The sequence below is a fragment of the Streptomyces sp. NPDC107765 genome, from assembly GCF_055657085.1.
Map to the genome: position 1 here is coordinate 94,799 of NZ_JBVKBL010000001.1, position 13,978 is coordinate 108,776.

The following is a 13,978-nucleotide window of genomic DNA, read 5'->3' on the forward strand; positions in this document are numbered from 1 at the left end:
CACACCACGCCGATAGAGGCACTGCACGTGTTCATCGACGTCCATGTCGCCTCACATCGCCGGATCAGGCGTCCGAGAAACGCATGAGGCAGAACTGCGGTGTCTGTCCGTTGAGCCAAGGCGGCGTCCAGCCGGGTCATGGCCTCAGTGGCGACCGGCTCCAGGGCGGGCAGGCCGGTGAAGGTGACCATGGTGCCCGGGTCGAGGGCCTGGACGAGCGTGGTGTCGCCGTCACGGCGGACGACGTTGCAGCCCTGATCAGCCAGGGCTTCGCGTACGGCGGTGACGGCGGTGGCGAAGTCGGCGTCGAGGCGGACGGTGCGGTCGTAGGACGCGGACCCTCCTGGACGGCGCGGAACGACTGATTTCTCTATACCCCGGCGGGTACCCGCAGGGGTCAGGCGATGCCTTGAGCGGGGCACCTTTTCATCTCTGGAATACCCCCCAGGGTATAGCTGTTAGGGTGAGTGTCAGATACCCCCCGGGGTACAGTGTTCGAAAGGAGTCGTGAGCCGTGTTCTTCGTCGACACCCTGGAGTTCGAGGGCCTGGGCAACCGCAGTTACCTGGCCGGCGGACCCGACGCCGCGGTGGCCATAGACCCGCCGCGGGACATCGACCAGGTCATTGCCGCAGCGGCTCGCCGCGGAGTGCGCATCGCTTTCGTGGCCGAGACTCATGTCCACAACGACTACGTCACCGGCGGCCTGGAGCTGGCCCGCGTCACCGGCGCCCAGTACCTGGTGCCGGCCGAGGCGCACGTGTCGTTCGCCCGCACCCCGGTTGCCGACGGCGACACCGTGACGGTCGACGAGGGCCTGGTGCTCCGCGCGATCGCCACTCCCGGCCACACCCCGCACCACACCTCCTACGCCCTGACCGAGCAAGGGCGCGGTGTGGCTGCGTTCACCGGCGGGTCGCTGCTCATCGGCACCGTGGGCCGTCCCGATCTGGTCGAGCCGCGGCTGACCGAGCAGCTGGCCCGCGCCCAGCACGCATCGGCCCACCGGCTGGCCGACGAGCTGGACGACGAGGTGCCGGTGCTGCCCACCCACGGGTTCGGCAGCTTCTGCTCCTCGTCCCAGGCCGAGGGGGACGCGACCACGATCGGCAAGGAGCGCAGGACCAACGACGCGCTGACCCTGGACGTGGACACCTTCGTCGCCCAGGTGCTCGCCGGACTGGACGACGTGCCCGCCTACTACGCGCACATGGGCCCGGCCAACGCCGAGGGCCCCGCACCGGTCGACCTCACCCCGCCGAGGCGTGCGGACGCCGAGGAGATCGCCTCCCGGCTGGCCGCGGGTGAGTGGGTGGTGGACCTGCGCAGCCGCATGGCCTTCGCCGAGGGGCATGTGGCCGGCTCGTTCAACTTCGAGGGCGAGGGCAAGCTCGCCACCTACTTGGCCTGGCTGATCCCGTGGGGCAAGCCCGTCACCCTGCTCGCCGACCATCCGGAGCAGATCACCGACGCGCAGCGGGAGCTGGCGCGGGTGGGCATCGACCGCCCGGCCGCCGCCGCCACCGGCGGCCCGGCCGGCTGGATCCGTGAGGGCGAGCAGCTCGCCTCCTTCCCCCGCGCCCGCTTCGCCGACCTCGCCGATGCCCGTAAGCGCCGCGACGACGTGGTCGTCCTGGACGTGCGCCGGAACTCGGAGCGTGCCGGCGGCTACCTCCACGGCTCGGTCCACATCCCGATCCACGAACTGCACGGCCGCATCGGCAAGGTGCCGCCCGGGACGGTGTGGGTGCACTGCGCCGGCGGGATGCGCGCGGCGATCGCCGCCTCCCTGCTGGATGCCGCCGGCCGCGACGTGGTCGCCGTCGACGACAGCTTCGATGCCGCCACCGAGGCGGGACTGCCCCTCGCCCGCCCCGACGGCACCGACTGACAGCCCTTCCGCGCTACCTGCACGAAAGTGATCAAACGATGTTCTCGCCTTTTCGCCGCGGCCCCGGCCGCCTCACGCCCCGGCAGGCCCATCAGCAGACCAGCGAGGGCGCCGCCGTTCTGGTGGACGTCCGCGAAACACCGGAGTGGAACGCCGGGCACGCGCCCGGCGCCCTGCACCTGCCCCTTTCCCGTCTGGTGGCCGGGGCGTCGCTCCCGGCAGCCGCGCAGGGCAAGCCGGTGGTGGCAATCTGCCGCTCCGGTCACCGTTCCCAGCAGGCCACCAGGCTGCTGGCCGGCCGCGGCGTTCGGGCCACGGACGTCACCGGCGGCATGACCGCCTGGGCGCGTGAGGGCCTGCCGGTCATCGGTCGGGGCGGCAGCCGCGGTGTCATAGCGTGAGTGCGCTGATCCTGGCCCTGATCGCAGGGACGGTGGTCGGGCTCGCGCTCGGCGCGCTCGGCGGAGGCGGCAGCGTTCTGGCCGTCCCGGCGCTGATCTACCTGCTCGGCTTCACCCCGGCCGCCGCCACCACCGCCAGCCTGGTCATCGTCACCGCCACCTCGCTCACCGCCCTGTACGCCCACGCCCGCACCGGCAACGTCCGCTGGAAAGCCGGCGCCCTGTTCGCGGCAGCCGGACTCCTGCCCGCCGCCGCAGCCGGAGCCGCGGCATCACGCCTGCCCCAGCCGCTACTGACCGCCGCGTTCGCGGCCATCGCCGCACTCGCCGCCGTCAAGATGCTGCGTCCCAGCCGCACCGCCACCGGCCCGGCGGCCGGCGAGGCAAGGCCCGCCAAGGCCGCCGGCACCGGCGCGGGACTGGGCGCGCTGACCGGACTGCTCGGCGTCGGTGGAGGATTCCTCGCCGTCCCGGCCCTGGTCACCGTGCTGGCATTCGAGATGCAGGCCGCCGTCGGCACCAGCCTGCTGGTCATCTCAGCGAACTCGCTGGCCGCCCTGGCCACCCGCGGCGCCACCACCCTCGGCGTCAACTGGGCAGTCATCGGCCCCTTCACCGGGACGGCGATCCTCGGCGCCTGGGACGGCAAACGCCTGGCCGCCAAAGTCACCGGCACCCTGCTGCAACGCACCTTCGCCGTCGTACTGCTGGTCATGGCAGCCTTCATGCTCATCGACGCCCTCACCTGACAAAACCAGGCGGGGAATCGGGTGCCGCGGCACCACGGCTCAGGCCAGAGAAAGGAACAGCTTCTCCAACCGGGTACGCATCTGCTCCCGGTCACCGGAAGCGGCCATGTCCGCATCGGTCAGGCAGTGCTGCAGACCGGTGGCGATGATCGCGAAACCCGCCTTGTCCAAAGCACGGGACGCCGCCGCGAGCTGAGTGACCACGTCCTCGCAGTCCCGCCCCTCCTCGATCATCTTGATCACACCGGCGATCTGACCCTGCGCCCGGCGCAGCCGGTTGACCACCGTCTTCAGTTCCTCAGCCGCCATCGCCAGTTCCACAACCCACACTCCTTCGAGATACCCCCGCGGGTATCCTACCGAAGGGGTAACCCCAACCAAGCTAAGGAAAATCCCCCGTGGCATCCCCCACCACCCTCACCGCCGACCAGGCCAACGCCCGCCTGCACGAGCTGACCGTCATCGACGTGCGCACCCCCGGCGAATACGCCTCCGGCCACCTGCCCGGCGCCCACAACATCCCCCTTGACCACCTCGGTACCGCTCTCCCCGCCCTGAGGACCGCCGCCGACCGCGGCGACCTCCTCATCGTGTGTGCCTCCGGCGCCCGTTCCGCCCAAGCCGGCCGACGTCTGGCCGACCACGGCATCACCGCCGCCACCCTCACCGGCGGCACCACCGCCTGGACGCAGCTCGGTCACGACACCCACCGGCCCGCCGGCACCCGCACCCCCTGGGCAATGGACCGCCAGGTCCGCCTCGCTGCCGGGTCCCTCGTCCTGGCCGGCCTGATCGCCGGACAACGCTGGAGTGCAGCCCGCTGGCTCTCCGCTGGCGTCGCCGGCGGCCTGGTCTTCTCCGCCCTCACCAACACCTGCGGCATGGCCAAGATCCTGGCCAAACTCCCTCACAACCAGCCCAGGGCCACCGACTTGGACGACACCCTCGCCGCCCTGACCGGCTGACCCCCTGGGCCGCAAAAGGGGCGTTGGGTCGAACAGCACGAGAGTCCGGTCGGTGGACATGGTGGTGGGTTCCTCCGGATCCCGAGGGGCGTTCAGTGGCTGCTTGCTGCCATCTCACGCGTGCGGCCGGATCCCGTGCGCAGGAGCCCGGCGGCCCCTGCGGTGATCGCACACAGCAGGGTCAGCAGTACGAAGGCGTGATTAAGGGCGACGAGGTGGGTCAGCCAGCCGATGACGGCGGGGCCGGCGAGCATGCCGACGTAGCCGAGCCCGGCGACGCGGGAGACGTTGGCCCCTGCGGCGGAGGGGTCGGCGTGCCCGGCCGCGCTGAACAACTGCGGGACACAGCCGGACAACCCGAGGCCGAACAGCGCCCAGCCGGCGAACGCGGCCCACATCCACGGGGAGAGGGCCACGATCGTGATCCCGACGGTGGCCGTGGCCGCGCCGTAGCGCAGGATGGCCATGGACCCGCACCGGGCGACGAGGCGGTCGGCGAGGAGCCGGCCGATGGTCATGGTCGCCGCGAAGGTGCCGTACGCGAAGGCGGCAGTGCTGGCGGGCGCACCCAGGATGTCCTTCAGGTGCAGCGCGCTCCAGTCGTTGGCGGCTCCCTCGCACAGCATGACCATCAGAGCCAGGGCGGCGAGGAGCCAGATGCGCCGACTGGTTCCGCGGCGCTCGGCGGCGGGCGCTTGCTCGGCCTCCCCCACCAAGTCCGTGTCGGCAGCGATGGGTGCGGCCGGCAGCAGGGAGCCTGCCGACACCAGGGCGACCACGATGCCCAGGGCTCCCATGGCGGCCATGCCTGCGGCCGGGCTCAGGCCGGCGCTCGCCGTGGCCGCTCCGACGATCGAGGCGAGGACACCGCCGACCGAGAACGTGGCATGGAAGGCCGACATGACGGGACGGCCGTACGCCTTCTCTACGTGTACGGCGTGGGCGTTCATGCTCACGTCCAGGCAACCGTTGCAGAATCCGAAGACCAGGAGGGAACTTGCCAGTGTCCACGGATCGCGGGCAAGGCCGGGCAGCGCCAGGGCCGCGCTGCACAGCACGCCGGTGGCGGGGACGACGATGCGCGCTCCGAGCCGGTCGGTCAGACGCCCGGCCGCCTGCATGCCGATGAAGGCGCCCACGCCCAGCAGCACCAGGAGTCCCCCGAGCATGGCGTGGCTGATGCCGACGCGCTCCTCGATGGTGGGGATGTGCACCACCCAGGTGCCCATCGTGGTGCCGCAAAGGATGAAGTAGACAAAGGTCGCTACTCGGGCAGGTCGAAGCGAATGATTCATGACCGGCACCGTAACGAACATCTTGAGTGGTTGAACACTGTCGCTTCGCACACATTGATTGTTCGTTTCGCGACGTGTTCAATCGCGGTATGAGCAACGCAGACCGACACGGGATGATCGCGCAGGCCGTCAGAGAGGCGGGCAGGATCACGGTCCAGGAACTCGTCCAACTGACCGGCGCCTCCGAGATGACGATCCGGCGCGACCTCGACGCGCTGGCCGCACAAGGCGTCCTTGAGCGAGTCCGTGGCGGGGCCCGCACCCTGCTGCTCCGGGGCGAGGAGCCGCCCTTCGCGCTGCGTGCTCACAAGGCCGTCGACGCCAAGCGCCGTATCGCGACCGAGGTGTCCTCGCTCATCGCGGACGGCGAGACCGTCCTCCTCGACAGCGGCACCACCTGCCTGGAGATCGCCCACCTGCTGCGCCGACGGCCGGTCACCGTGATGCCCCTGTCCTTGCAGGCCATCCATGCACTCGGCGAGGGGCCGAGCCCGGCCACACTGATGGTGCCCGGCGGGCAACCCCGGGCCGCCGAGGGAGCTCTCACCGGCCCCCTCACCCTCGCCTCCCTGGCGGCACTCCGCTTCGACACTGCCGTCATGGGCTGCTGTGGTCTGAGCGCAGCCGAGGGCCTGACCGCCTACGACCTCGATGACGCGGCCGTGAAGAAGGCCGGCATCGCTGCCGCGCGCCGCATCATCGTCGCAGCCGACGCCAGCAAGCTCGGCCACACCGCCTACGCGTACGTCGCCCCCTCCACAGTCCTGCACACCCTCGTCACCGACACCACAGCACCCACCGACAAGGTCACCGCGCTCGAACGCGCCGGCACCGTCGTCAAGGCCGTCTGACGAGGCACTTCCGCTCTATGGAGTCCTGAGCGCCGGATCAGCTCCCGGCATGGACGTCCGCGCGGAGATCATTCAGGAAGCGAGCCAGGAACTCGTCGACGCCTTTGGTCGGCTGCTGCCCCAACTGCCCTGATCGCCAAGCCCACTTGACCATGAAGCCGTCGACCGCACGCTGACCGGCGTGCCCACATATATGTCTAGACGCGTCGGAAGTGGCCCTCGGTCAGTCAGTATCGCGTCAGCTCCACAGGCGATGCGATCAGCGCCACAGCGCCGGGCCGAACTGTCACGTTGTGTTAACCTCAAACGTTTGGACGGCCGTGACGGCCGACGATTTCGTCCGTCCGGTTCCCTTGTTCGTTGGCTGCTCATTCCTGCCGGGCCTTCCTCGGTACGTTCCCCCTGCGGAAGGCTCTTCATGAACCACCCGGACCGCCTCGGTACCTCGCACGGCGACATCGCCCGGCCAGTGACCCTCACCCCGACGGTGTCCCCGGTCGCCTCCTTCGCCGACCTGGAACTGCCCGCCGAGGTCCTGCGAACGCTCACCGAGCTCGGCGTGCGCAAGCCCTTCCCGATCCAGGCAGCCACGCTCCCCGACGCCCTCGCGGGACGCGACGTCCTGGGGCGCGGGCGCACGGGGTCGGGCAAGACGCTCGCCTTCGGCCTGCCGCTGCTCGCACGGACGGCCGGACGGCGCGCGGAGCCGAAGCAGCCCCTCGCTCTGATCCTGGTGCCTACCCGGGAGCTGGCCCAACAGGTGACCGACGCGCTCGCGCCGTATGCCGACGCGCTCCGGCTGCGGATGGCCACGGTCGTCGGCGGCATGTCGATCGGCCGGCAGGCCACTGCGCTGCGCGACGGGGCCGAGGTCGTCGTCGCCACCCCTGGCCGCCTGCACGACCTGATCGAGCGCAGGGCCTGCCACCTGGGACGGGTACGGATCACCGTCCTCGACGAGGCCGATCAGATGTGCGACATGGGCTTCCTGCCGCAAGTCACCGAGGCCCTCGACCAGGTGCACCCCGACGGCCAACGGATGCTGTTCTCGGCCACCCTGGACCAGGACGTCGACCACCTGGTCCGCCGCTACCTCCACGACCCGACCGTCCACGAGGTTGACCCGTCCGCGGACTCGGTCACCACGATGGACCACCATGTGCTGGTCGTCCACGGCCCGGACCGGTACGCCGTCACCACGGAGATCGCCGCCCGCGACGGCCGCGTACTGCTGTTCCTGGACACCAAGCACGCGGTCGACCAGCTCACCCGGCATCTGCGGGCCAGCGGCGTGCACGCCGCGGCCCTGCACAGCGGCAAGTCCCAGCCGCAGCGCACACGGACCCTTGCACAGTTCAAGAACGGCCACATCACCGTTCTGGTGGCGACCAATGTCGCGGCCCGTGGCCTGCACGTCGACGACCTCGATCTTGTGGTCAACGTCGACCCGCCCACCGACCCCAAGGACTATGTGCACCGCGCGGGCCGCACTGCCCGGGCCGGTGAGTCCGGCAGCGTCGTCACCCTGGTGCTGCCGGGCCAGCGACGCGAGATGAGCCAGCTGATGGCCGGGGCCGGCATCGAGCCGACGATCACCAAGGTGCGCTCGGGGGAGGCGGAGCTGAGCCGGATCACCGGGGCCAAGGCTCCCTCCGGCACCCCGCTCGACGGCGGGCCCGCCGCACCCCGGCCCAAGAACACCAACACCCCCTTCCGCGGCCTCGGTACCAGCAAGGACGCCTCCCGTGGCACCGGCGGCAAGTCCCGCAAGGCCAGCGAGGCCCGCAAGCTCGCCGAGGCCCGCAAGGCGGCCCGGGTGCGCCGCGGGAACTGAGGGCCGCTGCCTGCCCTGATACACCGCATACTCCTGATCGCATGCTGGAAAGCCTCCGTGCCCTGCCCGAGGCTCTCCAGCGAGCACACCTACGAGACGAACGCCCTCGTGGTGAACCCCCGCCGCGAGTAATGCCCGCCGAGGCCGCAGCCGAGAGGGGCGGTGGGGCACGAGATGAGCACGCACATCGACCTTGTGGGCATCGTCCTGCTTGTGGTGTCCCCCTGGCGGCGTACGCCCCCCTGCCTCAGCCACATCTCTGCGCTTGCTCAGAATTACCCCAAGTGCTCCCCAACCGGTTCGTTGCCCCCCTAACTTCGTAGATACCGCGGGCCAACCGTGGCCCGCTCAGCCAACGGGGGAAGCTGTGCTGATCATGAGGGACCACGCGCCGGCCCATCTGCAGGGCCGCGCCGAGCAATTCATCCGGGCCGTCGCGGTCCACAACACCACCATCCAAACCGTCCTGGCAGACCGGAACATTCGGCTCATGGTGCTGGTCGACGTCACAACAGAGGCGACCCGGCTTCAGAACACCCGCGTCGACTGGGTTCAGCCGGACACCCAGATCACGATCACCTTGGAGATCAACCGCAACGGCACCGGCCTGTACGACGGCCTCCTGCACGAGCTCATCCTGCACGTGGTGCCCGCGGCGCTGAAGCACGCGGCTGCGGTCGCCCGGCATACCGCGCCCGTGTACCCGACCACCAGCGCCCAGATCACGGCCGAGGAGAGGCAGGAGCACGCGTCCCAGGCGGCATGGCAGATGGTGGCCGACACCGCGGTGGCCCTGCGCATCGAGGGGCTGGTGGATGCGGCGATCATGGACACGTGCGCGCACAGCAAGCCCATCGCGAGGGCCGTGGTCGCTCAACTGCTCCAGCAGCAGAACATCGGCCAGGAAGAGGCGGACGACCTGCTTGAGGTCATCAACGAGTAGTCGACAGCTGGCCTTTCAGCCGTCACGACGACGCCCCTTCCTGCCCGACGGTGCCGCCGTTTCTCCTCCGGCACCGCCGCGTAGCCACCGTCCGGCGGTCCGACGGTTCGGCAATTTCCTGATGAAGAGTCAAAAGCCGTACACATGGGGCCTGCCGGTGCCATCGTGGACAGGGGCATGAGCCGGTCGGAATCGGGGGGTGGACGGTGGATCGGTTCGGTAGATGGCTGGTGGCGGTCACCGTGACCGCAGTTGCTTTCACGGCGGGCACGGGGATCTCCGGAGCACTGCTGCTGCCGGTGACGCAGGACCCGGCTGTGCGGTGGACGGTGGCGTGCGGGGCAGGAGCGGCGCTGGCCGCGCTGGCGGCCATGTGGGGCTACGGCTACGCCAGCAGCGCAGGCGTCACCCCGGGCCCGGGCGGGCAGCCCACCGTGCAGGCGTCCGGGGCCCGCGCGGTGGCCATCCACGGCAACAACACCGGTGCCGTCACCACCGGCGACGTGCATGTTCCGTCCGGCCCCAGGCCGCCCGGCGACTCGACCCCACCGCCGCAGGGAATGCCCGGGGCCGCTCCCACCGCCTCCGGAGAGCGGGCCATCGCGATCGGCGGCGACAACGACGGTCCGCTGTCAACGGGCGACGCCCGGAACGAAACGCCACGATGAGGCCGCTGTTCCGCAAGCGGCGGCGGTCCGGCAAGCGGTCCGTCTTCATCGGCGGCAACAACTCCGGCGACATCACCACCGGGGACACCAGAGTCGAGATGCCTCCCCTCGTGCGCATTCCGTTGGTCGTGCTGCTCGTCTCCGTCCTGGGTGTGGGGGCAGGCTGGCTCTACTTCGACTGGTTTTCACCGAAGCTCGCGCCGAATTACCGCACCCAGTTCCTGATCGACACGGCGGACGGCCCCGACCCCAAGGGCATCGCGGCGATCTCCACGTCGCTGCGTAAGGCGGCCGGGAACTCGGGCGATCATGACGCGCTCGCCCTGCGCACCTTCGGCGGCGAGTGCGGTGCCTCCGACAACACGTCGCAGGTGGTCGGCTTCGACGTCGGCAACCAGCAGAGGATCACCCAGGCAGCGGGCCGGGTCCGGGCGGACGGCAAGCCGACGCTGTTGCGCGGAATCGTCCAGGCCGTCGAGGACTTCTCCCAGCCGTTCGATCGCAAGGCTCGCCAGGCCAACCGGATCATCGTGGTGACGCGGCACGGTGTCGACGCGTGCGAGGACGACGTCTCCTTCGTCGAGAAGGAGGTTCGCGAGCGGGTCGGTGCGGCCGGACTGTCCCTGCAATTCCGGGTGATCGGTTACCAGGTACCGGAGGGGCAGCACCGCACGCTCGACCGGATGGCCACGGCCGCCAAAGCCCCGCCGCCGGTGTACGTGAAGAACGCGCCCGACCTCGCCAGGACCCTTGACTGGTTCTCCAACGTGGAACCGGTCCTCAAGGGAGCCCAACGCATCGTCAGCACGCTCAACGCCACAGTCACCCAGGTCAACACGGCCGTCCGGGCGACCGAGGACGGCCGTCTGGACGCCGCCGACAGCACTCTGCGGCGGGCTCGGCAAGCGGTCAACGGCACCGGCCCGGAGTTCGACGACCTGACCGGGCGGACCAAGAGCGCGGATGCCCGAAACGTGCACGACAGGGCGGTCCGGCTGCGGGAGAAACAGAAGCAGGTCGTTGACGCAGCCTCCCAGCTGCTCAGCACCGCGCGGGCCGGCACGCCGCTGGATCCGCGGAGGAAAGTGTTCCAGCGTGCCGCCGCACACTACAACGACGAGGTGAACGGCATGAACAAGCTCCTCGCCACCCTTCGCGGAAAGCTGGCCGAGCCCTCATGAGGGGCAGCTCCCCGCCGGGGCACAGGCGATGGCCTCGTGTGCTGCTGATCGGGGGTGCCGTTGTCACGCTGCTGACCGGAGTCGCCGCCTTCCTGGTCCTCAGGGCCGTCCCGGACTACCGGACCGCCTTCCTCGTCGACACCTCACTGGCCAAGAACGACACGGACTTTCCCGATACCGCGGACGCCGTCGGCTCGGCCGCGCAGAACTCCGCCGACGAAGACTCCCTGTCCTTGCGCCGCTTCGGTGGCAGCTGCGGCGACCAGGGGAACACCGCGTCGGTCGTGGGTCCGGGCACGGGGCATGCGCAGACGATCAACACGTCCGTGCACGCGCTGTCGGCGTCCGGGAAGCCCACCCTGGAGAGCGGGCTCCTCGCCGGGATCGACGACTTCTCCGGCTACTACCCGTTCCGCGGGAGGAAGCGGAACCGGATCATCGTGGTGACCTCGCACGGCATCGACGCCTGCACGGCGGATCAATCCGCGCTCAAGCAGGCAGTCGGCCGGCGGGCCAGGGACAGCGAAGTGCAGCTGGACTTCCGGTTTGTCGGCTACAAGGTCCCACGGAAGGAACAGCAGCCGCTCGCCCAGCTGGCCGAGGCCACGAAAGCCCCCAAGGTCCAGTTCGTCTCCACACCGGCGGAGCTCACCGCAACCCTCAACAAGCTCAGCCTGCCCGAGTCCTCCGAGGTCCAGCACGTCGACGTCCCCTCCCCGACGGCGACGTCGCCGCCCAGTCCCGCCGCGTGGCTCAGTTTGTCCACCTCGGCATTGAAGGCGGGCGGCTCCTGCACAGCGAAGGCAGGCGGGATGGAGCCGGGCGAGCCGGTCGCTCTCACCTGGACCGGCCCGTCGAGTGGCAGCATCGGGACGTTCACCGCGGGACGGTCCGGGGAAATCGCGACCCGGTTCCACCAGCCGGACAAGCCGGGCTCCTACACCCTCCGGGCACAGGGGACACGTTCCGGGCGGAAGGCGTCGGCGCGGTTGCGGGTCCTCCCGGCCGACGCCACCACGCCTCACACCACACCCCAGCTGACCCTCAACCCTTCCACCCTCAAAGCCGGCCAGCCCACCACAGCCACGGCTTCCGGCTTCCAGCCGGGGGAAACCGTCGATATCTACCTGGGCCCCTGGGGGCACAGCGGCAGCTACGCCCACGAGCGGGCAAACAGCTCAGGAGTCGCGGTCGGCCGCGTGGGAGACGGGTGGGGGCTCGCGGAACCCGGTGGCACCTATCGCGTCACCGCTGTGGGCGCCACGTCCGGCCGCCAGGCCCATGCCGAGCTTCGGTACGAGAAAGAGAAGCAGAGCGGCCCTGTGAGCGCGCACGCCAGCCCCGACCCGGCCACACCCGGCCGGACGGTCACGGTGACCGGCACCGGCTTCGCACCGCACCGGACCGTGCAATACCGCTCCACGCTGTTCGCCGACGCCACTACCGCAGCAGACGACGGTTCCATCAAGTTCACCGCCTCCATCCCGGAGGACGCCGCCGCAGGCAGGTACACCATCCGCATCTACCAGATCGCCTCCGGAACCGACCTCGTGGTCCCCCTCGAAGTGCAGCCGGCCACCCCAAGTCATCCGCCCACTCCCCCACCGACCGACGCCTCGCCGTCAGTAACTCCTCCCGGAACGATCAGGCGGAGGTGAGCCGGCCTTCGGGGGATCGGTTTTGCCCCGGCAGAGCGCATTTCGCTCCGCCACTGCATCGTCGATTCGGGCGCGCGTGCTCATCCGGACCATCGGGCGGAAGATACCGGCGAGGTGAAGTCCGGCCAGGTAGATGGCGGCGGCCTGCTCGTAGCGGGTGGCGATGCCAGGCCCGGCTCGCGCCCCTGGCATTTCAACGGTCCGGGTTGGTGCAGCCGGCCCGGATTGACCGGCCGAGCCCGATGCCTGGCTCCTGCCGCTCCCCTGCCGGGGCCCCGACTGCTCCAGTTCCTTCAGCCGCGCCGTAGGCGGCAGCCACACGGACTGCCTTCTCCGGGTCGAACGCGACCACCCTCCTTTTGATCCGGCGCTGTTGGGGGACCAGCCGCCTTGGGCACGCAGTTTCCCGGCGCACTCGCCGCGCTTGCGGCCGGTGGTGACCACCCGCGTCGGCCGGAGTGGCCGGTGATCCGGGCCTCCAGGCCGCCCTGTTCGGCAGCCCGGGTGATCGCGCGGCCGTAGCCGCCGGGAAGAGCCTCTTGGTGCCCAGATTTCCCCACTGGTCAACGGGCAGGTGGGCGGGGCCGTTCGAGGCCGCGCCCGCGGCCGGCTTGGCATCGTGCCAGGCGCTCCGGGCAGGTGTCGGCGTGCTCGCCGTCGTTCATGGAACGATGGTGAGGTGGCGAGGCACAGCGTGGACTCAGTAGTGGCGATCAGCTTGATGCGCATGGCCGCTGCAGACCTGCTGATGGCGCCCTGGCAGCGTCCCTCGGACGCCTATCTGGTCCAGCTGGGCCTGGACGCCCTGACGGCCGACGTTGAGGCTCCCTCGCTTCCCCTGCTGGCTGGGCTCGCGCGCGGTGAGTACCCCCACCAGGCCCGCGGGCTCTTCGACCTTGTGCTGGAAGAATTGGGTCTGCTGCCGCTGGCCTCGGAAGATCTGACCAAGGCGCGGTGGGCCGCAGCCCGTTGGTGGGCGGGTCAGATCGTTGCGCACCAGCTCGATCCCCTACACGGAGCCAAACTGATCTACCAGGAAGCTGCGGCCGAACTCGGCTACCCCGCCGCGCTGCAACCCATCGTTGATCTGGCGAGAAGAATCGATATGTTGAACGATCAGCCTCCGGAACAGCAGCACATCCACCGGGTCATTTCCGCAGCGCGAGATTTTCTCGCCACCGACGTGCACGTGAACAACAGTCTTTGAACGGCGTCGCATGACCCACCGTGGCCGGTTCACGCAATATGAGCCAGAACCATGACGCGTGAATAATGCCAGCCGCTGGTAGAGCAAGTCGTTGAGCTACTTGTGGGGCCATTGGTAAGGCGAGTAGAGCAAGGCGGACAAGTCTCTACGCGCCGCGGCCTCCCCGCTGACCGCCCAGGTGCAGTACCGCGTCGGCTTCCAGGGCGCGCCGCCCACCCGACGGGCAACCCCACCGAGGGCCTGGACGCCCTCGCCGCGCTCATCCAGCTGTTCAACACCCTGGCCGTGGTGCAGCGGCGGCTGCCCGAGGGCTCCCGCATCCAAGACGAACTCGC

General features: G+C 70.0%; 13 protein-coding genes and 2 pseudogenes. 12 read left to right on the plus strand and 3 right to left on the minus strand.

Annotated elements, in window-relative coordinates:
* Positions 1-113: 113 nt before the first annotated feature.
* Positions 114-374, minus strand: a pseudogene (locus tag ACZ7MX_RS00480) (hypothetical protein); the annotation flags it as partial.
* A 140-nt stretch (positions 375-514) separates the two neighbouring features.
* On the opposite strand from ACZ7MX_RS00480, the gene ACZ7MX_RS00485 reads away from it, so the two are divergent.
* The 3 genes from ACZ7MX_RS00485 to ACZ7MX_RS00495 are packed head-to-tail and all read left to right on the plus strand — an operon-like array spanning position 515 to position 3,041.
* A complete protein-coding gene (locus ACZ7MX_RS00485; protein ID WP_472127893.1) occupies positions 515-1,891 on the plus strand; it encodes an MBL fold metallo-hydrolase in 1,377 nt (458 codons plus the stop codon).
* A 38-nt stretch (positions 1,892-1,929) separates the two neighbouring features.
* On the plus strand, positions 1,930-2,292 hold the full coding sequence (locus ACZ7MX_RS00490) for a rhodanese-like domain-containing protein (protein ID WP_472127894.1): 363 nt from the start codon (positions 1,930-1,932) through the stop codon (positions 2,290-2,292).
* Complete coding sequence (locus tag ACZ7MX_RS00495; protein ID WP_472127896.1) at positions 2,289-3,041, plus strand: sulfite exporter TauE/SafE family protein; 753 nt, start codon at positions 2,289-2,291, stop codon at positions 3,039-3,041. Before ACZ7MX_RS00490 ends, ACZ7MX_RS00495 begins: the two co-directional genes overlap by 4 nt.
* Before the next feature lie 39 nt (positions 3,042-3,080).
* On the opposite strand, the gene ACZ7MX_RS00500 is transcribed toward ACZ7MX_RS00495, so the two are convergent.
* On the minus strand, positions 3,081-3,362 hold the full coding sequence (locus tag ACZ7MX_RS00500; RefSeq protein WP_010358257.1) for a metal-sensitive transcriptional regulator: 282 nt from the start codon (positions 3,360-3,362) through the stop codon (positions 3,081-3,083).
* A 77-nt stretch (positions 3,363-3,439) separates the two neighbouring features.
* Here ACZ7MX_RS00500 and ACZ7MX_RS00505 point away from each other — a divergent pair, with 77 nt between their 5' ends.
* Entirely contained in the window at positions 3,440-4,006 is a 567-nt protein-coding gene (locus ACZ7MX_RS00505) for a rhodanese-like domain-containing protein (RefSeq protein WP_472127898.1), read from the plus strand.
* Between the two features lie 92 nt (positions 4,007-4,098).
* Here the strand turns inward: ACZ7MX_RS00505 and ACZ7MX_RS00510 are convergent, their stop codons facing one another.
* The gene (locus ACZ7MX_RS00510; protein WP_472127900.1) at positions 4,099-5,301 is read right to left on the minus strand and encodes an MFS transporter; all 1,203 of its coding nucleotides are present in this window, start codon (positions 5,299-5,301) and stop codon (positions 4,099-4,101) included.
* Positions 5,302-5,390: 89 nt separating this feature from the next.
* Here ACZ7MX_RS00510 and ACZ7MX_RS00515 point away from each other — a divergent pair, with 89 nt between their 5' ends.
* From ACZ7MX_RS00515 to ACZ7MX_RS00550, 8 genes and pseudogenes are all read left to right on the plus strand, one after another.
* A complete protein-coding gene (locus ACZ7MX_RS00515; protein WP_472127902.1) occupies positions 5,391-6,152 on the plus strand; it encodes a DeoR/GlpR family DNA-binding transcription regulator in 762 nt (253 codons plus the stop codon).
* A gap of 418 nt (positions 6,153-6,570) precedes the next feature.
* Entirely contained in the window at positions 6,571-7,986 is a 1,416-nt protein-coding gene (locus ACZ7MX_RS00520) for a DEAD/DEAH box helicase (RefSeq protein WP_472127903.1), read from the plus strand.
* A 376-nt stretch (positions 7,987-8,362) separates the two neighbouring features.
* Positions 8,363-8,929, plus strand: coding sequence for a hypothetical protein (locus ACZ7MX_RS00525; protein ID WP_472127905.1), 567 nt, complete (start codon positions 8,363-8,365; stop codon positions 8,927-8,929).
* 242 nt (positions 8,930-9,171) lie between these two features.
* Entirely contained in the window at positions 9,172-9,597 is a 426-nt protein-coding gene (locus ACZ7MX_RS00530) for a hypothetical protein (RefSeq protein ID WP_472127907.1), read from the plus strand.
* Positions 9,594-10,778, plus strand: coding sequence for a hypothetical protein (locus ACZ7MX_RS00535; RefSeq protein ID WP_472127908.1), 1,185 nt, complete (start codon positions 9,594-9,596; stop codon positions 10,776-10,778). The genes ACZ7MX_RS00530 and ACZ7MX_RS00535 overlap by 4 nt, the downstream gene beginning before the upstream one ends.
* Positions 10,779-10,816: 38 nt before the next feature.
* Entirely contained in the window at positions 10,817-12,436 is a 1,620-nt protein-coding gene (locus ACZ7MX_RS00540; RefSeq protein ID WP_472127910.1) for a vWA domain-containing protein, read from the plus strand.
* Positions 12,437-13,142: 706 nt separating this feature from the next.
* Positions 13,143-13,643 carry a hypothetical protein gene (locus ACZ7MX_RS00545; protein ID WP_472127912.1) on the plus strand — a complete coding sequence of 167 codons (501 nt, stop codon included), beginning with the start codon at positions 13,143-13,145 and terminating at the stop codon, positions 13,641-13,643.
* A gap of 160 nt (positions 13,644-13,803) precedes the next feature.
* Positions 13,804-13,967 (plus strand): annotated as a pseudogene (locus tag ACZ7MX_RS00550) (amidohydrolase); the annotation flags it as partial.
* Positions 13,968-13,978 lie beyond the last annotated feature (11 nt).

What these genes read in the sequence shown, in the direction of transcription:
- ACZ7MX_RS00510 (WP_472127900.1), bottom strand. Translation starts at nt 5,301, where the DNA reads ATGAATCATTCGCTTCGACCTGCCCGAGTAGCGACCTTTGTCTACTTC.
- ACZ7MX_RS00515 (WP_472127902.1), top strand. Translation starts at nt 5,391, where the DNA reads ATGAGCAACGCAGACCGACACGGGATGATCGCGCAGGCCGTCAGAGAG.
- ACZ7MX_RS00490 (WP_472127894.1), top strand. Translation starts at nt 1,930, where the DNA reads ATGTTCTCGCCTTTTCGCCGCGGCCCCGGCCGCCTCACGCCCCGGCAG.
- ACZ7MX_RS00525 (WP_472127905.1), top strand. Translation starts at nt 8,363, where the DNA reads ATGAGGGACCACGCGCCGGCCCATCTGCAGGGCCGCGCCGAGCAATTC.
- ACZ7MX_RS00520 (WP_472127903.1), top strand. Translation starts at nt 6,571, where the DNA reads ATGAACCACCCGGACCGCCTCGGTACCTCGCACGGCGACATCGCCCGG.
- ACZ7MX_RS00535 (WP_472127908.1), top strand. Translation starts at nt 9,594, where the DNA reads ATGAGGCCGCTGTTCCGCAAGCGGCGGCGGTCCGGCAAGCGGTCCGTC.